An 18,459-nucleotide genomic window follows, 5' to 3' on the forward strand; every position below is an offset into this window, starting at 1 on the left:
CGGCTATCTCCTAGAGTTTGTTGGAGATGTACTCGGTGCCCGTGAGCGCGTTGCCATGCAACTCATAGCCCATCGGCGCGGTGATCGAAGCGTGCCGGGTACCCGTGTTGACATCCCGCCACATGCGCCCCAGCAGGCTGGTTTCGCCGAAGGACGCGGTGCCGTGCAGCCAACATAGCTCGTTCACGGCGTCGACGAGTTCGTGGCCCGCATGGCCGATGCCGCCGCGGTGACGTGCGCGTTCCTCCAACGGAATCGGTTGGCAGCCGGAGGCGGCGGCATCGATGCTGGCAGCCGAGCGCTCCAGCAGCAGCTGTGCGCCCTCGATCTTGGTGCTCGCGGCCCCCAGGCCCTGCACGAAGGCACCTGACTCGTTCTGCCGTTTGTAGTGGGTGTAGGTGATGCCGCGCTTGCCGGATACGCCGGCCACGAAATCGCGGGCCGCCGTGGCCGCCCCCATGGATGCTGCCTGGATCGTGGTGGACATGGTCAGATGGGGCGTTAGACGCTTGCCGAATGTCGCCTCCGGGTCCGTCTCGGGGCCCATGCCCATTAGTTGGTCGAAGGTAATGACTCGGTTGGGCGGAAGCCACAGGTCCTCGGTGGCCATGGTGTTCGAACCGGATCCGCGCATCCCGATCGTGTACCACGTGTCCTCTACCGAATACTCGCCCCGGCGCATCATGGCGAACCCGATGCCCCGTTCGGCTCCGTGTTCGTCGTGGATGAAGAGGATGCCGATGGCCCATTCGGAATGGGAGCTGTTCGAGGCAAAGGGCCACTTGCCCGTAACCCTCCATCCTCCGTTTTCCGGTACGGCGGTGCCTTGGGGGCTGGCGAAGATCGAGGCCATGCGGACGGGACCTCCGGCGAACACCTCGTCCAGCAACTGGTCGTCGAAACGGTTGGCCAGCATCACTGATCCGTTGGAAATGACGGTGCACCAGGCGGCGGCTGGGTCGTAGTAGCCCACTGTCCGGGCGACCCGTAGCAGCATGGAGGCGCCGCCTTCATGCCCGCCGTAACGCTTTAAGCAGGCAATACGCAGTGCCCCGGCCTCTTCAAGCGCCTCGACGCTGGCCTGGGGCAGGACGCGGTCCCGGTCGGCGATCACGGCGTTCTCGCGCAGCAGGGGACCGATGGCGTGGATCCGTTCGACGATACGGTCCGTCTCCTCCTCTGTGGGGGCGCCGGTGACGTGCTGGCGGTTGTCGTGAGTCAGGATCTCGGTCATGTGGTTTTCCTTTCGGGAACGGGCGCAGCCGGCGAACCGGTGGCCGTCGGGTCGAGTGGGGGGTTGGCGCCGAATGTCCTGTTGACTTCGGCCAGGTCCATGAACTCGCGGCAGATCCGGATCCTGCCGTGGGCGATGGTCATAATGGTGACGATTTCGTTGTCGAAGTGAAGGCCGGTGCGCGTGCGGGCCGTCTTGCGTGTATGCGTCACCACGGTGTTCTGCTGCGCGTCCTCGAAAATGCCGAGGATCCGGCTCTGTGCGGTTCCGGGCTGGAAAACAGCCGCGTTGCCAGCGACGAGCTGGTTGAAAAACTGGTCGGGCCCACGGTAGGTGCCGACGACTGCAGCGTGGCGTCCGACAACCGTCCATTCCAGGTCCTCGGCTAGCAGTTCTCGGGCTGCCGTCTCGTCTCCCCGTTCGCGGGCGGCCCAATAAGCACTGACCACGACGGCCGGCGACGGACGGACAATCACAGGTCAGCCATGCCGGGGAGGGTGCCGGGAGGGCCGATCAACGTGATGCCGAACTGTCGACACGCAGCCTCGAGACGTGCTTCGGTTTCCTCGTCCATCTGCCAGTCCTGCTGCGGCCCTGGGTAGCCGGCGGGAACTGACACCGCGCGGAAGAAGTCGTCCAACCCGCCGGGTGCGCTCATGACCAGCCAAGTGGCCTCGGCATCTGGGCTGACGCGGAAAATGTGGGGCACATCCTTGGGCATCAGGATGCAGTCGCCGGGACCGAGGACGGCGTGACCGTCGCCAGACCAGAACTCGATCGTCCCGGTGAGGATGTAGAAGATCTCGTCCTCTCCATCGTGCTCGTGCAAGGGCGGCTCCGACCCGGCCTTGGAATGGGTCAGCGCCATCATGAACCGACCGTCGGTCATTTCGGTGGTGATGATCGGCTGGATCAGGTCACCGAGGAACCAGAGGTTCTCCCGGTCCTGAACGCGCACGATCTGCAGACGGCGGGTCGAGGGGGAAGCTGTTGGCGTCATGGGAGTGCTCCTTGCTGTGGGCGGCACGGCGGCTAGTAGGTGCCCGCGGGATCCGGGTTCGGCGGCGGGTCATGCTGGATCCAGTGAAGCGTGACTTGCGTCATATGTCAAGAATCAAACGTTCGCAAAAATCTTGCTATACAACGGAGTCGAGTTCTGCAATGCTGGTTGCCACGACGCGACGGCGTCCCACCCGCCCCGAAAGGACCATCGTTATGACCGCCACAGCCACCCGCCCCTCCATCGACAGCCAGCTCCTGCGTGAAACCTTCGGCCACTTCCCCTCCGGGGTCGCGGCCATCGCCGCCGAGGTCGACGGAGAGCGCCACGTCGTCATCGCCTCCTCCTTCACCGTGGGAGTCTCCCTCGAACCGCCGCTCGCCATGTTCTCGATCCAAAAGTCGTCCTCGACCTGGCCCGATCTGGCCTCCGCCCAGCGCATCGGCGTATCGATCCTCGGCGCGGGCCACGAGGCCTCCTGCCGCCAGCTGGCGGGGCGCGACAAGGCCTCCAGGTTTACGGGGCTGGACGCCGAAACCACCGAGCTCGGAGCCGTGCGCCTCGGTGGCGCCGCCGCCTGGTACGACTGCAGCATCCACGCGGCCCACGAGGCCGGCGACCATGACGTCATCGTCTTCCGAATCCACGACCTGCAGGTTGACAAGCAGATCGCCCCCCTGGTTTTCCACGGTTCGCGGTTCACGCATCTCGCCTAATCTTGACGTTCGTTACATGATCGTAATATAGCGATCTAGTGACTATCGTCACTCCACTGTGACAAAGTGCAGTGCACGGCGACCAAACGTCGCAACGAGCCACCCGATGAAACGACCGAAGGACTGCCATGACAAGCATCGAACCCGCCGAACGGCCACTTGCCGTCGCGCCGCCGCCCATCACCCGTACCGAACGGCGCAGGATCATCACCGGCGTCGGCGTCGGTAACGCCCTGGAATGGTACGACTGGACCGCCTACTCGATTTTCGCGGCCTACTTCGCCGGCCAGTTCTTCTTGGGATCCGATCCGCTGGCCGCATTGTTGGGCACCCTGGCGGTATTCGCCGCAGGGTTCTTGATGCGGCCGCTGGGCGGCCTGTTTTTCGGCTGGCTCGCCGACCGCACAGGTCGCCGCCGCGCCATGACCATCTCGATGCTGCTCACGGCCGGCGGCAGCCTGTTCATCGGCGTCTCCCCCACCTACGATGTCATCGGCCCGGCAGCCGCGGCCTTCCTGTTGGCCGGTCGGCTGCTGCAGGGCTTCGGGCACGGTGGCGAAGTCGTATCCTCGTTCACCTACGTCACCGAAATGGCTCCTGCCCGCCGCCGCGGCATCTGGGCCTCCTCGGTGTTCGTCTTCGTGACGCTCGGCGTGACCGCCGCCTCCCTGCTGGGCGCGGGTCTGACCAGCGCCCTGGGCACCGATGCCGTTGGGCAATGGGGTTGGCGCGTGCCTTTCCTGCTCGGCGGCCTCCTAGGCATCTACGCGCTGCGGTTGCGGCGCCGGCTTGACGAGACTCCCATGTTCACCCGCGACGCGGCCCAGGCTTCCACACCGCAGGCGCAGGCAGCACGGTCGGGCCTATGGCCAGCCCTTTGGCTGCACCGCCGTGCCTGCCTACGCATCATGGCGCTGGCCGGTGGCGGAACGGTCATGTACTACGTCTGGGCCATCATGGCTCCGGCGTTCGCCATGTCGCAGCTCGGCATGCGCCCCGACCACGTCATGTGGGTCAGCGTGGCGGCCAATGTATTCCTGGTCGGCTGCCTGGTGTTCTGGGGTTGGCTCTCGGACCGCATCGGACGCCGCTTCAACTGGATCTTTTTCGCGGTCGGTTCGATGTTGGCGATTATCCCCTTGTCGATCCTCTTCACCGGCGGGCAGGGCGAAATCTGGCGCCTGGCTGTCTACATGGGGGTGGGCATGCTGCTGATTTCCGCCCCGACCGCCATCATGCCGGCGTTCTTCCCCGAGCAGTTCCCCACCCGCATCAGGGCCGTGGGGATGGGCGTCCCCTATTCCGTGGCCGCGGCATTGACCGGCGGCACGGCCCCGTACCTGCAGGCCTGGCTCTATTCCTCGGGTTCGCCACGCATCTTCGACGTCTACCTGATCGTGTTGTGCGGCCTCGTGCTCCTGGCCGCGGCCATTTCCCCGGAGACTCGCGGTAAGGAATTGGCCGACTAGGAGGCCGATGGGCCTTGGCCCTCCCAGTCGGTGCCGTACCGGGCGCATCCCGCGAGTGCACCCGGTACGGCACCGACGTCGTGCGTCAACGCAGCAGCCGCAAGGCCCCCGGATCGACCTCGATGCGCAGCGGGCCGACCCCCAGCATCCCCAGTGGCTCGCCGTCGCCACCGAGCGAAACGGTGGGCCGGGCGGAGATGGAGATCGACTTCCCGTGCAGGACCCGGACCTGGTCCAGGCCGATGTGGGAACCGTCGTAGACCTTTGGGAACGCGCGGATCATGTCCAGCCGCCCGGTCGCCGTGATGACGACGACCTCGAGTTCGCCGTCGTCCACCGCGGCGGACGGGGCGATGTGCATCCCCGACCCGTAATAGCCCGAATTCGCCACCACCACGCAGGCCGCCTCGAAGCGGTGTTCGCTCCCGTCGACGGTCACGGCGAACGACGACGGCACGAACCGGGCCAGCGAGGTCACCGCCGCCGCGGGGTACTGCAGTTTCCGCGGCAGCCAGCGGAGGCGGTTGACCAGGTCGGCGGTCTGCGCGTCGACGCCGGCATAGACGGACCCGGCCACACAGCGTCGGGCGCCGTCGGGAAGCGTGGCGGAAATCAGGTCGGTCGCCACGGGTTCGGCCTCCAGCAGCGTGCGGGCGATCGCCTCCGGGTCGTGGCCCAACCCGATCATCCGGGCGAAGTCGTTGCCCCGACCCGCCGGAAGGATCCCCAGTGTCCCGCCCAGCCGGGAGACCTCCCCGGCGATGGAGGAGAGCATCCCGTCCCCGCCGACCGAGACCACCACGGCCCCGCGTTCCACGGCTGCCCCGATCGCCTCCAGCGTGGCCCGGGGGCCGGGCGAATAGGAGACCTCCACGGTGGCGCCGGCCTCGCGCAGCAGCCGGGCCACCGGAATCACAGCCCCCACCCCGGAACCGCCGCCGGAGGAACGGTTCACCAGGAAGGAGTAGGCGCGGTTCACGGGATCAGCACACCGGGATTCAGCACCCCGGTGGGATCCAGCTCGCGCTTCACGGCGCGCAGGATCGACACGCCCACCGGTCCGATCTCCTGGGCCAGCCACGGCTTGTGGTCGGTGCCCACCGCGTGGTGGTGCGTGATGGTGCCGCCGGCGTCGATGATCGCCTGGCTGGTCTTCTCCTTGGCCGCGGCCCACTGGGCCAGCGGGTCCTCGGTTTCGGAGACGGCCACGGTGAAGTAGAGCGCGCAGCCGGTCTCGTAGACGTGGGAGATGTGGCACATCGCGATCCGCCGCTCCCCCAGTTCAGACTTCAGCGTCTTCTTCACCGCCTGGTACACGTTCTCCCGGTTGGACCAGAAGGTGGCCGTTTCCAGCGTCTCGACCAGCACGCCGACATCCAGCAGGGAATCACGCAGGTAGGGGGCGTGGAAGCGGCCCTTCGCCCAGGCGGCACCGCTCTCCTCCCCCAGGGCGGTCCCGCCGAGTTCGGCCAGCGCGGCGGTGACCTGCTTGCGCCGGCCGGCCACGGATTCGCCTTCGTAGCCGACGATCATCACGCACCCGCCTTCGGCCTCCCCGCCGACGTCGGATTGCGAGGCGAGGTTGATCATCGTCTCGGTCTCATCGGAGAGCCGCAGCACGGTGGGCAGCAGGTCGTTCTGGGCCAGGTGGCGCATGGCCTCGGACCCGGCGGTGAACGACTCGAACCGCCAGGCCTCGTACACCTTTTCGGCGGGCAGTTTCCGCACCCGCACGCGCACTGCAGTGATGATGCCGAACGCCCCTTCGGAGCCCAGGACCAGTTGGCGCAGGTCGGGGCCGGCGGCGCTGGCCGGCGCGGTCCCCAGTTCCAGCGGGCCCTGCGGGGTGATGACCGAGAGGCCGACCACCATCGAATCGAAGCGGCCGTATCCGGCCGAGGACTGGCCGGAGGAGCGGGTGGCGGCAAACCCGCCGATGGTGGCGTACTCGAAGGACTGCGGGTAGTGACCCAGCGTCAGCCCGTGCCCTGCCAGTTCCGCCTCGGCCTCGGGACCGCGCAGGCCCGGTTCCAGGACCACTGTCATGGACTCGGTGTCCACCTCGCGCACGGCCTTCATCCGGCCCAGGTCCACGGCGACCACTCCGGCGTATCCTTCCCGGGCCACCGCGAGCCCGCCGGTGACCGAGGTGCCGCCGCCGAAGGGGACGATCGCCAGGTGGTGCTCAACGGCATACGCCATGAGCGCCTCAACCTCCGCCGCACTCCCCGGGCGGAGCACCGCGTCCGGGGCATCGTCCAGGTCCCCCGCCCGGGCCTTGAGCAGGTCGGGGGTCGACTTGCCGCGGGTGTGCAGGCGGCGGGCGGAATCGCCAACGTCTACGTGGTCCCCTTCGAGGATCTGGCGCAGCCCCTCGACGAGCTCCGGGGCCAGGGTGCCGACCGGCAGCCTGGCGTCGGTGACCGCGGGGGTGTCGCGCGTGGCGCCGACCGCGAAGTCGATCAATCCGCGCATCTCGGCGGAGAGCCCGGTGGCAGCTGACGGGTTGCCCCAGCGGGTGGGGTGCATTTCTGGTGACATGCGTTACAGTGTGACATATGATGTCAGTTCGTCACAATGCCTATCTGGATGCCGCCCGGGCATCCCTCCTCGACGTCGGCTGGAAGCGCACCACGCTCACCGACGTCGCCCGGCGCGCCGGCGTCTCGCGCATGACCATCTACCGCACCTGGCCGGATATGGAGTCGCTGCTCGGTGACCTGATGACCCGGGAATGGCAGGCCATCATGTCCACCCTGCCGACAGGGCACGACGGCGATGCCCCCACCGCCGCGGACGTCGCCAACGGCGCCCTCGCCGCCGTGGCTGCCTTGCGCGCCAACCCCCTGTTCGGCAGGGTCCTGGATGTCGACCCCGAATTGCTGCTGCCCTACCTGCTGGATCGGCGCGGGCGCTCGCAGGATTCGATCCTGGCCTTCCTCGCCGAGCAGATTTCCGGCGGCCAACAGGCAGGGAACATCCGCCCCGGGGACTCGGTCCTGCTGGCCCGCACCGTCGTTCTCGCAGCCCACGGGCTGGCGATCTCGGCCCAGACCATGACCGACCCTGCAGGGATCGACGAGGAGGCACTCGCCGCGTCGTTCGCAGCGCTGCTGACCCGGGGGTTGAGCGCATGAGCACCCGCCCGACGGCCATCGGCCACGGCCTCGAGGACCTGCCCACGGACCTCGACGTCCTCGTCGTCGGCCTCGGCGTCACCGGCGCGGGCGTCGCCCTGGACGCAGCCTCCCGCGGGCTCTCGGTCCTGGCGGTCGATGCCCACGACGTCGCGTTCGGGACCTCGCGATTCTCCAGCAAGCTGGTCCACGGCGGCCTGCGCTACCTGGCCAAGGGCCAGCTCGGCGTGGCCCACGAAAGCGCAGTCGAGCGCGGCATCCTCATGGAGCGCACCGCCCCGCATCTGACCCGCGCGTTGCCGATGCTGCTGCCCCTGATGTCCAGCGTCGGCCACGGGCAGGCCGCACTGGCCGGCCTGGGGTTCATCGCCGGTGACGTGCTGCGCCTGGCCGCCCGGACCGCTGCGGACACACTCCCCCACCCCCGCCGCGTCTCCCGCACCGAGGCCCTGACCATGGCACCGCCCCTGCGCGGTGCCGGATTGCGTGGCGCACTGCTCTCCTGGGATGGCCAGTTGGAGGACGACGTCCGCCTGGTCCTGGGCCTGGCGCGCACCGCGGTGGCCCAGGGGGCCGACGTGCGGACCCGACTCCGTGCACTCTCGGTGGACGGTGGCAGCGCCGAGCTGCGCGACGAGCTCACCGGGACCACCCGCACGGTCACCGCCCGGAAGGTCATCAACGCCACCGGCGTGTGGGCCGCGGACCTGGTCGATGTCAGGCTCAAGCCCAGCCGGGGCACCCACGTGGTGCTGCGGGCCGAGACGCTCCCGCGGCTGAACACCGCCATCACGGTGCCGATCCCGGGGACCACCAACCGGTTCATGTTCCTGCTCCCGCAGCAGGACGGCACCATCTACGTCGGGCTCACCGACGTGGAAGTCGACGGCGACATCCCCGACGTCCCCCAACCCACCGAAGCGGAAATCGGCTACCTGCTCGACGTCGTCTCGTCGGCCTTCAACCAACCCCTGCGCCGTTCCGACGTGGTCGGTGCCTTCGCCGGCCTGCGCCCGTTGCTGGACAGCGACGGGTCCACGGCGGACCTCTCGCGCAAGCATGCGGTCCTCACGTCCGCCTCCGGGGTCATGACAGTCGTCGGCGGCAAGCTGACCACCTACCGGCGCATGGCCCAGGACGCGGTCGACGCCACGCACCTCGCCCCGGGAAAGTGCCGGACGCGGAACCTGCCGTTGCTCGGAGCCGCTTCGCGGGATGCCCTGGCCAGGTTCGAGGGCCACCCACGGCTCGTCCGCCGTTTCGGCACCGAGGCGCAGCTGGTGCTGGAGAACGCCAGGACCGTCACCGGCCTGCACGACGCCGAACTCCTGGCACCCATTGCCCCGCACCTGCCCGCCACGCTCGCGGAGCTGGTCTTCGGCATCACCCATGAGGGGGCGGTGGACGTGGAGGACCTGCTCGAACGCAGGACCCGCATCGCGCTCATCCCCGAGGACATCGAATTGGCCCGCCCGGCAGCCGAGCGGGCGTTGGACTTGGCGGCCGCCTACCGCGCAGGCCAGCGGTAGCACCGGCTCAACGGCCCAACCCTATGATGGTTCGATGGACACCGAGAAGCGGCCGGAGAGCGCCCACGCCACCGAGTACCTGCAGTTGGCGGCGGCCATCGTCGACATCTCCGAGCACATCCGGCGCGCTTCGCACGAGAGAACCGGCTACGGGCCCCTGCCGAACGGGATGCTGGACATCCTGCGCGCCATCGAGGCCCACCCCGGCATCACCGTCGCCGAACTCGCCGCCCGCCTGGACCGCCAGTTCAGCAACGTCAGCACCCAGCTCAAGGACCTGGTGGCCCGCGGACTGGTCACCCGCAACCGGGACGCCTCCGACCGCCGATACGTCTCGCTGACGGCGACCGCCGAGGCCCAACGCATCAAGACACTGTTCGAGGGCGCCTGGGCCGGCGAGATCGCAGGCGCCGCGGCGCACCTGACCCCGGCGGAGCGCGAACACCTGCGGCGCTCGGCCGGCATCCTCGACCGTCTCAGTGCGCAAATGACTGCCCCCTGACCCTCCGGAGACCGCTCATTTGCCAGCCTGCCAAAAAACACTTATACTTTTATAAGTAATTTCGAGCAGAGTGCTGCCCTGGGGTGCCACCGCACCTCCCGACCGCCGTTCCGAGGATGTGGCTTCCGGCCGGTCCCGTGGCCGAGCTGCTTGCAAAGCCCACCACGATCCCGAGGTATCCATGACCCATTCCACCCACCCCGAGGGGCTCTCCCCCGAGACCGAGACGGCGTCCGCCGCGGCACGCGCCATCGACCCCGAGCGCGCCACGAAGGGCGTCGCCGCCACGATCACCGCCCTGGTGCTCTCGGCCATGATCATGATCCTCAACGAGACAGTGCTCAGTGTCGCGCTCCCCAACCTCATGTCCGACTTCCATGTCGACGCCACCACGGCCCAATGGCTGACCACCGGGTTCCTGTTGACCATGTCGGTGGTCATCCCGACCACCGGGTTCCTGCTCCAGCGCTTCACCACGCGCCGGCTGTTCGCCGTCGCCCTGCTGATGTTCATCCTGGGAACCGTCCTGGCGACGATCGCCCCGACCTTCTCGGTCCTGCTGCTGGCGCGCATCGTCCAGGCCGGCGGCACCGCGATCATCCTGCCGCTGCTGATGACCACCACCCTGACGTCGGTGCCCGTGGCCTACCGCGGCACCATCATGGGATTGAACGCGATCGTCATCTCCGTGGCCCCGGCCATCGGCCCCACGCTTTCCGGCCTCGTCCTGAACGCGCTGAACTGGCGGTGGGTCTTCGGGCTGATGATCCCCGTGGCGGTCATCGTCTTCATCGTGGGCATCATCGCCATCCGCACCTCGGGCGAGGTCCGCAAGGCCCCGCTGGATGTCCTGTCGGTCGTCCTCTCCGCCGTCGCCTTCGGAGGCATCGTCTACGCTTTGTCCTCGATCGGCGAACTGATCCACGGCGCCTGGGCCCCGATCGCGGCACTGGTCATCGGCGCCGTCGCCCTGGCCGTGTTCATCTCCCGCCAGTCGGCCCTGCGCTCCCGCGGCGCGGTCCTGCTGGACCTGCGTCCCTTCGCCGTCCACAACTTCCGCCTCGCGGCCTCGATGCTCATGCTCCTGATGGGCACCCTGCTGGGCACCGTCATGGTCATCCCGATCTTCCTGCAGAACGGCATGGGCGTCAGCGTACTGACCATCGGCCTGCTGCTGCTGCCCGGCGGACTGGTCCAGGGCATCATCTCCCCGGTGATCGGCCGCCTCTACGACAAGGTCGGCCCGCGCCCCGTGGTCATCCCGGGCGCGATCATGCTCGCCGCCGGCCAGTGGTGGCTGTCGACCGTGCAGGTGGACACCCCCCTGGGCCTGATCGTGGCCATGCACGTGGTCTTCTCCATCGGCTTCGGCATGCTGATGACCCCGCTGATGACCACCGCGCTGAGCTCCCTGCCCCGCGAGCTCTACGGCCACGGCAGCGCCATCGTGAACACGCTGCAGCAGCTCGGCGGCGCGTCCGGCACCGCGATCCTCATCGCCACGATGACCGTCGGCACCACCCTGGCCGCCGCCGCCGGCCTGGACTCCGTGGAGAGCCTGGTCTCCGGTACGGAGAAGGCGTTCTTCGTCGGCGGCATCCTGGGTCTGGTGGCTGTGGTGTGCTCGTTCTTCGTCAAGAACCCAGCGGCTGCCGCACCGGCACCGGAAGCCGGGGCGGATGCCGGGGCCAAGCGCCTCGCCGACATCGACGCCTGACACCGGGCACCGGGCACAAGAGAACGACGACGGGGCTCCTGCGGGAGCCCCGTCGTCGTTCTCGTGGGGGTTGCTGTGTTTCGGTACGTCAGGACATGGTGCCAAGCCAGCATGCACCTGCGATCGAGATGCGGAAAACCCGGTGTGCTTCGGACCGCAAGACCAGCTATCCGTCCACCGGGATGAACATGGACACCGCGGCCAGATAGGCGGTGACCGCCAGACCCGCGGGATGCCCAAGGCGGCCGTCATGACGCGGGTAGCCCGACAGCACACCGGGACGACGAGGCTTTTCCCGATCAACCACTGGATAAAAATGCTTAAGACGATTTGAGCGAGAGAACTTAACGTTGCTTAATTATCGAGTGCCACCTGTAATGGACATCACACGGGCAAGATACATCGATCACGCTGCAAACCCACGGAAGGAGAGACCATGCCAAACGGAGCCGGGACCGTTCTCGCACCCGGAGACGTGGCTTCTCGTCCAACACGGGTCTCCGCGGCTTCCGTGGCACGCGCCTGTGGCGTTTCCGCTGCGACCGTCAGCTATGTGATGAACGGCCAACCCGGTGTTTCAGCAGACACCAGGAGGCACGTTGTCAAAGTCGCCAACGAGTTGGGCTACCGCCCATCGACGCACGGCCGGCTCCCCGACCCGCAACTCACCCGTGTCGTGGGGTTGATCCTGCCGAACATCGTGAACCAGATGTACACCGGATGGGCCCAGCACATTATCACCGCCACCTCCGCCGAGGGCTTTGAGGTCTTCGTTGCCACCACCCAAGACGACGCGGAATCCCTGGCCCAGGTCGCCTCGACGCTGGCAGCGCGGAACGTTGACGGGGTGATCATCGCCGCGGCGCTTCGTGAGGACTCGCGTGCCCTGCGCACTTTGCGCCAAAAGCACATCCCCTACGTCTACCTCTCCCGTCGGTCGGAGCACATCCCCGGCGACTTTGTCGGCATCGACGACGATGCCGCGGCCTCTGCCCTGATGTCGCATATCCTGGCCCACGGCTATACGGAGATCGCGACTGTAATTGGCCCACGCTTCTCCACCGCGTCGCTCGCCCGCGAGCAGGCATTCGTGCGTACAGCAGCAGCGGTCGGCGTCGCCATCTCCGGCGAGCGCAAGATCAGCACCCGGCTCAATTCCGACGGCGGCCTGGTCGCCGCCGAGAAATTGCTCGGCTCACGCACTCCCCCGCGGGCAATCGTCTGCGGCTCCGATGAGATCGCCATCGGCGTCATGGAACACGCCCTCGCCCTCGGTCTACGCATCCCCGAGGACCTCGCCGTCGTCGGCAGCGACGGGCTGCCGCACAGCCGCTCCCGGCTAATCCGCATGACCACCATCGTCCAGCCGGTCAAGACAATGGCCGAGCGTGCCTTCGAGCTCCTCCTCAACCAAATCACCACCCCGCGCACCACCTACGCACACACTGTCTGCGAGCACCGCATCCATGTGGGTACCACCTGCGGCTGCCCACCTGACCCCGCGCCCGCCTAACCACGCCGTAGCAAACCTCATTTTCCACGCACATCCCCTCCCGCAGAAGGGCTCTTCCGCCATGCTCAAATCACCACATATCGAGGTGCTTCTCGACGTCAAGACGACACTGGGTGAAGGTCCCGTTTGGGACGCCGAATCCCAGCGGTTGCACTGGATCGACAGCGCCGACGGACGCATCTTCCGATCAACCCACGACGGCCGCGAGCTACGCTCCTGGCACGTCGGCGAACCCATCGGTTCCATGGCTGTTTCCCGGGACGGCAGCTTTTTCCTGGCCGCACTGAAAAGTGGCTTGCATCGGATCGACGCCGCCAGCGGCGAGCAGGAACTCCTCGTGGACCCGGAGCCGGATCTTCCAAACAACCGCCTGAACGATGGCAAGGTCGACCGGCAAGGCCGGTTCATCTTCGGCTCCATGGACACCTTGGAGGAACAAGCCAGCGGACGGCTCTACAGCTTCACCCCTGAGGGTCAGTTGAGCACACTCGACGAAGGCATCGTCGTCTCCAATGGCCCCTGCTTCAGCCCGGATGGACGCACGCTCTATTTCAGCGACACCTGGACCGGCCTGATCTGGTCCTATGACTACGACCCCTCAACCGGTGCGGCCACCAACCGGCGCACCTTCGCCACCGTGGACACGAGCACCGGCGGGGCCGCCGACGGCGCGACCGTAGACGCCGATGGATACCTGTGGCAAGCACTGGTCTACGGAGGGAAAATCATCCGCTACGCGCCGGACGGTTCCGTGGATCGCATCGTCGAAACCCCCGTCCTGAAGGTCACCAGTCTCGCGTTCGGGGGGCCCGAGATGGACACCCTGTTCATCACGTCCATGGCGAAGCCACCACTGCCCCGTTTCCCCGAAGACGGCCAGCAACGCGGTTCCCTCTTCGCAGTTTCCGGCCTCGGCGTCCGCGGCCTCCCAGAGCCCCGCTTCGGCGCATAAGCAGAAAGCCCATCATGTCCTCGAACCGTATCCCCCTGTCAATGAAGTCCATTCACAAGTACTCGTGGGTGTCCCTGTTGGTCTGCTGGCTCATCTGGATCCTCAACGCCTACGACCGAGAGATCATCCTGCGCCTGGGTCCGACCATCTCTGAAACCTTCGATCTCTCCCCCGAGGCGTGGGGTGGGATCGCCTCGGTCGTGATGCTGGCTCTTGCCGTCATGGCCATTCCGGGGTCGGCCATGAGCGATAAGTACGGCGGCGGCTGGAAGCGCGCTCGCTTCCAGGTCCCGCTGGTCATCGGCTACACGGCGTTGTCCTTCCTTTCCGGCTTCAAATTCATCAGCCACAACATCGTCGCGTTTGTCGCTCTCCGGGTGGGCGTCAACCTCGGCGCCGGCTGGGGCGAGCCGGTGGGCGTGAGCAACACCGCCGAGTGGTGGCCCAAGGAACGCCGCGGATTCGCGCTCGGTGCACACCACACCGGATACCCAATCGGTTCCCTTCTCTCAGGCCTCCTCGCGGCGCTGGTCATCACCGCCTTCGGTCCCGAGAACTGGTCTTATGCCCTGTTCCTGGCCCTGATCATCGCCGTACCGCTGATGTTGTTTTGGGGAAAGTACTCGACTCCAGCCAAAATGCAGGAGCTCTATGCCGACATGGAGGCACACGGCCTCACGCCACCCGACCTCGCTGATCCGCAGGCAGCCCGCCCCAAGGGCCTGTTGAAGAAGACATTGCGCGAGCGCAACATCACGCTGACGGCCGGGACAACGATGCTGACTCAGATCGTGTACATGGGCATCAACATGGTCCTACCCGCCTATCTCTTCAACGTCGTCGGCCTCTCACTGGCGGCTTCTGCGGGCCTGAGCGTCGTCTTCGCCCTCACTGGAATCCTGGGCCAGATCATCTGGCCAACCCTCTCGGATGTCATCGGGCGCAAGATTACCATCGTCATCTGCGGCGTATGGATGGCTGCCTCAGTCGCCGCCTTCTACTTCGCGACGTCCTCCCTACTGGTCGTCATCATCCAGCTCGCATTCGGCCTGGTGGCGAACGCCGTCTGGCCCATCTACTACGCGGCTGCTTCCGATGCCGCCCCGGAAGGGGCAACATCCACCGCCAATGGCATCGTCACGACCGCCATGTTCATCGGTGGGGGCATCGCCCCCATCCTCATGGGGCAACTCATCACGCTTGGAGGCGGATGGGAACAGCGCACGGGGTACGTCGTCTGCTTCCTAGCCATGGCAGCGTTCGCTCTCCTCGGCGTCATCCTGCAGCTGTTCGCACGCAGCGACTCAAAGTCACGGGAACTGAAGCAGACGCAACAACCGGTGGCTTGATTCGCGCCACCCCCGCACACCCATCAACCAGAAGGCAGTCATGTCCATACCCACGAAAGCGACGGCAATGAGGCCACCGCACATCGTCAACAAGCTCATCTTCCGGCGCATAATGCCGCTGCTGATCGCCGCGTACGTCATGGCGTTCCTGGATCGAACGAACATCGGCATGGCCAAGGACCGTATGGAAATCGACCTCGGCATCTCCGCCACCGCCTACGGCGTGGGCGCCGGACTGTTCTTCCTGACCTACGCCCTCTCCGAGATCCCGTCCAACCTGATCATGCACAAGGTAGGCGCCCGCTTCTGGATCATGCGCATCATGATCACCTGGGGCATCCTCTCGGCCTGCATGGCGCTCGTCCAAGGAGAATGGTCCTTCTACCTCCTGCGCATGCTCCTCGGCGTCGCCGAGGCCGGACTCTTCCCCGGCGTCATCTACTTCCTCACCCAATGGTTCGTTGCCAACGACCGCGCCAAGGCCAACGGCATGTTCCTGCTCGGCGTCTCGCTCGCCAATATCATCGGGGCCCCACTCGGCGGCGTGCTGCTGACTCTGGACGGGATGGGCGGTTTGCACGGCTGGCAATGGATGTTCATCGTCGAAGGCCTCCCCGCCTGCGCACTGGCGTTCATCGTCTGGAAGTTCCTGCCCAACAAGCCCACAGATGCCAAGTTTCTCACCCGAGCCGAGGCCGAAGACCTCGAGTCCCGCATCGCCGTCGAGGAGAAAGCCGGCGCCGAGGCCTCCGGGAATTCGAAGTTGCGCCACGTGCTCAAGGACAAGCAGATCCTGCTGGTCGTGGCCATCTACTTCACCCACCAGATCGCCGTGTACGCACTGAGCTTCTTCCTGCCCTCGATCATCGGCACCTACGGCGAACTGAGCACCATCCAGATCGGCTTGCTGACCGCCATTCCGTGGATCTTCTCCGCCGCCGGCGCCCTGCTGCTCCCCCGTCTGGCCACCAACGCCAGCCGTTCCCGGCTGATCGCCACATGCACAATGGTTGGCGTCGTCGCAGGCTTCACCCTCGGTGCGATCGGCGGCCCAGTCCTGGGCCTGATCGGCTTCTGCCTGGCCGCGTTCAACTTCTTTGCCCTGCAGCCGATCCTCTTCACCTACCCCGCCACCCGGCTCTCCGGAGCTGCTTTGGCCGGCGGCATCGCGTTCGTGAATACCGTGGGCCTGTTCGGCGGCTTCCTCGGCCCCTACGTCATGGGCTTCATGGAGGATGCCACGGGGTCCAAGTTCGCGGGCCTCTGGTTCATCGTCGTGATGTGCGCGATCGGTGCGATCCTCACCCGCTGGCTCAAGCGCGGCTCCGAGGACCCGCCCAAGGCCACCATCGCCGGACACTAGCTGCCAGCACGGTCAAGAACAGGTGGGCGGCGCTGGCGACAAGCGTCCTGCGCCGCCCACCTCGCGGCAGCACCAGTTTTCATTACCATCCACCGCACGAAGGAGCATCACCGTGGATTCCACAGGACTGACCTACACCGACCGCAAGGTCCTCGTCACTGCCGGCGCCGCCGGCATCGGGCTGGCCATCGCCACCCGCTTCCAGGAACTCGGCGCGGCCGTGTTCGTCACCGACATCAACGAGGCGGCCGTCGAATCGGCCCAGGCGGCCGGCTTCGCCGCCGCGGTGAGCGACGTTTCCGATGAGGACCAAGTCCGCGCACTCATGGACACCGTCGCCGCCGAACTCGGCGGGCTGGACGTGCTGGTCAACAACGCCGGCATCGCCGGACCCACGGGGCCCATCGAGACCCTGGACGCCGCAGCTTGGAAGACGACATTCGACGTGAACATCCACGGGCAGTTCTACTGCATCAAGCACGCCCTGCCGATGCTCCGGGCCGCCGAGGACGGTGCGATCGTGAACCTCTCCTCCGCAGCCGGACGCTTGGGCATGGCGGGGCGAAGCCCCTACTCCGCCTCCAAATGGGCGGTCGTTGGGCTCACCAAGACCCTGGCAATCGAACTCGGCGATGACGGGATCCGCGTCAACGCGATATGCCCCGGCGCCGTGAACGGCCCACGCATCAATGCGGTCATCGAAGCCAAGGCCACCATGCTGGGCCGTCCGGTGGCGGAGGTCTCCGACCTCTATCACCGCCAGTCGTCACTGAACCGCCTGGTCGAGGCGTCCGACATCGCCAATATGGCCGTGTTCCTGGCCAGCGGCCTGGCACGCAGCGTCAACGGCCAGGCGATGGCCGTGGACGGCAACACCGAAAAGCTCTACTAATCCCGGTCGTACTCCTCACAGCCCCACCACACCACGGCACAAATCCAAAGGACCCACCATGGCCTCCAAGCGCAAAGTCATCATCACTTCAGCCGTCACCGGCGCCATCCATACCCCCACCATGTCGCCACACCTGCCCATCACAGCAGACGAGATCGCCGATGCGGCCATCGGAGCAGCACAAGCAGGTGCAGCGATCGTTCACATGCACGCGCGCGACCCCCAGGACGGGCGCCCCTCGCAGGACCCGAAGCACTTCGAACCGATCCTGGAAAAGCTCAAGGCGAACACCAACGCAATCATCAACATCACCACCGGTGGCTCCCCGCACATGAGCGTCGAGGAACGCATGCTCCCGGTCGCCACGTTCAAACCCGAGCTGGCGTCCCTCAACATGGGGTCAATGAACTTCGGGCTCTACCCGATGCTGGACCGCTACCCTGAGTTCCAGCACGAGTGGGAGCGGGAGGGGCTGGAGAAGTCTCGCGATCTGGTCTTCAAGAACACGTTCGCAGACATCGAGACCATCCTGGGCATCGGCAACTCCAACGACACCCGGTTCGAGTTCGAATGCTACGACATCTCCCATCTGAACAACCTCGCCCATTTCCATGGTCGAGGACTGGCACGCGGCCCCCTCTTCGTGCAGTCAGTCTTCGGCCTGTTGGGCGGCATCGGCGCCCACCCAGAGGACCTGATGCACATGCGCCGTACCGCCGACCGCCTGCTGGGCGACGACTACCAGTGGTCCATCCTCGGAGCCGGAAAGAACCAGATGCCACTTGCAACCATTGGAGCGGCCATGGGCTCGCACGTCCGTGTGGGACTCGAGGATTCTCTGTGGATCGGGCCTGGCCAGCTAGCCGCCTCCAACGCAGAGCAAGTGACACGGATACGTACGATCCTTGAGGCGCTGAACTTCGAAGTCGCCACACCGGACGAGGCCCGCGAAATGCTCCAGCTCAAAGGCGCGGACAAGGTGGGATTCTAGGCATGGCAATGGATAAGAGTGTTGCCTCGGCGGCGGAAGCCGTGGCTGATATCGGGGATGGGTCCTCGATCGCCGTGGGCGGTTTTGGGTTGTCG

Annotated in this window: 17 protein-coding genes and 1 pseudogene; 13 read left to right on the plus strand and 5 right to left on the minus strand. The window is 66.5% G+C overall.

Annotated elements, in window-relative coordinates; genetic code table 11:
* Positions 1 to 10 precede the first annotated feature (10 nt).
* Genes ACN0TP_RS18045 through ACN0TP_RS18055 form a run of 3 tightly spaced genes read right to left on the minus strand, consistent with a single transcriptional unit; the run spans position 11 to position 2,234 of the window.
* Complete coding sequence (locus ACN0TP_RS18045; protein WP_417221299.1) at positions 11 to 1,234, minus strand: hypothetical protein; 1,224 nt, start codon at positions 1,232 to 1,234, stop codon at positions 11 to 13.
* Entirely contained in the window at positions 1,231 to 1,710 is a 480-nt protein-coding gene (locus tag ACN0TP_RS18050) for a nuclear transport factor 2 family protein (RefSeq protein ID WP_417221301.1), read from the minus strand. The genes ACN0TP_RS18045 and ACN0TP_RS18050 overlap by 4 nt, the downstream gene beginning before the upstream one ends.
* Positions 1,707 to 2,234: a cupin domain-containing protein gene (locus tag ACN0TP_RS18055; RefSeq protein ID WP_417221304.1), complete on the minus strand. Its 528-nt coding sequence runs from the start codon at positions 2,232 to 2,234 to the stop codon at positions 1,707 to 1,709. Before ACN0TP_RS18055 ends, ACN0TP_RS18050 begins: the two co-directional genes overlap by 4 nt.
* A gap of 215 nt (positions 2,235 to 2,449) precedes the next feature.
* Between ACN0TP_RS18055 and ACN0TP_RS18060 the strand changes: the two genes are divergently transcribed.
* Entirely contained in the window at positions 2,450 to 2,950 is a 501-nt protein-coding gene (locus ACN0TP_RS18060) for a flavin reductase family protein (protein ID WP_417221307.1), read from the plus strand.
* Positions 2,951 to 3,078: 128 nt separating this feature from the next.
* A complete protein-coding gene (locus tag ACN0TP_RS18065; protein ID WP_417221309.1) occupies positions 3,079 to 4,419 on the plus strand; it encodes an MFS transporter in 1,341 nt (446 codons plus the stop codon).
* 85 nt (positions 4,420 to 4,504) lie between these two features.
* On the opposite strand, the gene ACN0TP_RS18070 is transcribed toward ACN0TP_RS18065, so the two are convergent.
* Both ACN0TP_RS18070 and ACN0TP_RS18075 read right to left on the minus strand, forming a co-directional pair.
* The gene (locus tag ACN0TP_RS18070) at positions 4,505 to 5,398 is read right to left on the minus strand and encodes a diacylglycerol/lipid kinase family protein (protein WP_417221311.1); all 894 of its coding nucleotides are present in this window, start codon (positions 5,396 to 5,398) and stop codon (positions 4,505 to 4,507) included.
* Positions 5,395 to 6,960: an FAD-binding oxidoreductase gene (locus tag ACN0TP_RS18075; protein ID WP_417221314.1), complete on the minus strand. Its 1,566-nt coding sequence runs from the start codon at positions 6,958 to 6,960 to the stop codon at positions 5,395 to 5,397. The genes ACN0TP_RS18070 and ACN0TP_RS18075 overlap by 4 nt, the downstream gene beginning before the upstream one ends.
* 17 nt (positions 6,961 to 6,977) lie before the next feature.
* Between ACN0TP_RS18075 and ACN0TP_RS18080 the strand changes: the two genes are divergently transcribed.
* From ACN0TP_RS18080 to ACN0TP_RS18130, 11 genes and pseudogenes are all read left to right on the plus strand, one after another.
* Positions 6,978 to 7,556 (plus strand): TetR/AcrR family transcriptional regulator, encoded by a 579-nt coding sequence (locus ACN0TP_RS18080; RefSeq protein ID WP_417221317.1) that lies wholly within the window; start codon positions 6,978 to 6,980, stop codon positions 7,554 to 7,556.
* Positions 7,553 to 9,085, plus strand: a complete 1,533-nt coding sequence (locus ACN0TP_RS18085) for an FAD-dependent oxidoreductase (protein ID WP_417221318.1) — start codon at positions 7,553 to 7,555, stop codon at positions 9,083 to 9,085. Before ACN0TP_RS18080 ends, ACN0TP_RS18085 begins: the two co-directional genes overlap by 4 nt.
* Positions 9,086 to 9,119: 34 nt before the next feature.
* The gene (locus tag ACN0TP_RS18090; RefSeq protein WP_417221320.1) at positions 9,120 to 9,587 is read left to right on the plus strand and encodes a MarR family winged helix-turn-helix transcriptional regulator; all 468 of its coding nucleotides are present in this window, start codon (positions 9,120 to 9,122) and stop codon (positions 9,585 to 9,587) included.
* A gap of 181 nt (positions 9,588 to 9,768) precedes the next feature.
* Positions 9,769 to 11,304, plus strand: a complete 1,536-nt coding sequence (locus ACN0TP_RS18095; RefSeq protein ID WP_417221323.1) for an MDR family MFS transporter — start codon at positions 9,769 to 9,771, stop codon at positions 11,302 to 11,304.
* 436 nt (positions 11,305 to 11,740) lie between these two features.
* On the plus strand, positions 11,741 to 12,817 hold the full coding sequence (locus ACN0TP_RS18100) for a LacI family DNA-binding transcriptional regulator (protein ID WP_417221326.1): 1,077 nt from the start codon (positions 11,741 to 11,743) through the stop codon (positions 12,815 to 12,817).
* Positions 12,818 to 12,878: 61 nt separating this feature from the next.
* A complete protein-coding gene (locus ACN0TP_RS18105) occupies positions 12,879 to 13,769 on the plus strand; it encodes an SMP-30/gluconolactonase/LRE family protein (RefSeq protein ID WP_417221329.1) in 891 nt (296 codons plus the stop codon).
* A gap of 41 nt (positions 13,770 to 13,810) precedes the next feature.
* Positions 13,811 to 15,118 carry an MFS transporter gene (locus ACN0TP_RS18110; RefSeq protein ID WP_417221331.1) on the plus strand — a complete coding sequence of 436 codons (1,308 nt, stop codon included), beginning with the start codon at positions 13,811 to 13,813 and terminating at the stop codon, positions 15,116 to 15,118.
* Between the two features lie 67 nt (positions 15,119 to 15,185).
* Positions 15,186 to 16,481 (plus strand): MFS transporter, encoded by a 1,296-nt coding sequence (locus tag ACN0TP_RS18115; RefSeq protein ID WP_417221332.1) that lies wholly within the window; start codon positions 15,186 to 15,188, stop codon positions 16,479 to 16,481.
* A gap of 112 nt (positions 16,482 to 16,593) precedes the next feature.
* The gene (locus ACN0TP_RS18120) at positions 16,594 to 17,373 is read left to right on the plus strand and encodes an SDR family oxidoreductase (protein ID WP_417221334.1); all 780 of its coding nucleotides are present in this window, start codon (positions 16,594 to 16,596) and stop codon (positions 17,371 to 17,373) included.
* Positions 17,374 to 17,431: 58 nt separating this feature from the next.
* Positions 17,432 to 18,364 carry a 3-keto-5-aminohexanoate cleavage protein gene (locus ACN0TP_RS18125; RefSeq protein ID WP_417221336.1) on the plus strand — a complete coding sequence of 311 codons (933 nt, stop codon included), beginning with the start codon at positions 17,432 to 17,434 and terminating at the stop codon, positions 18,362 to 18,364.
* A gap of 2 nt (positions 18,365 to 18,366) precedes the next feature.
* A pseudogene (locus ACN0TP_RS18130) lies at positions 18,367 to 18,459 on the plus strand (succinyl-CoA--3-ketoacid-CoA transferase); the annotation flags it as partial.

Origin of the sequence: Arthrobacter sp. (genome assembly GCF_048266065.1) — a bacterium.
Lineage (GTDB): Bacteria > Actinomycetota > Actinomycetes > Actinomycetales > Micrococcaceae > Arthrobacter_H.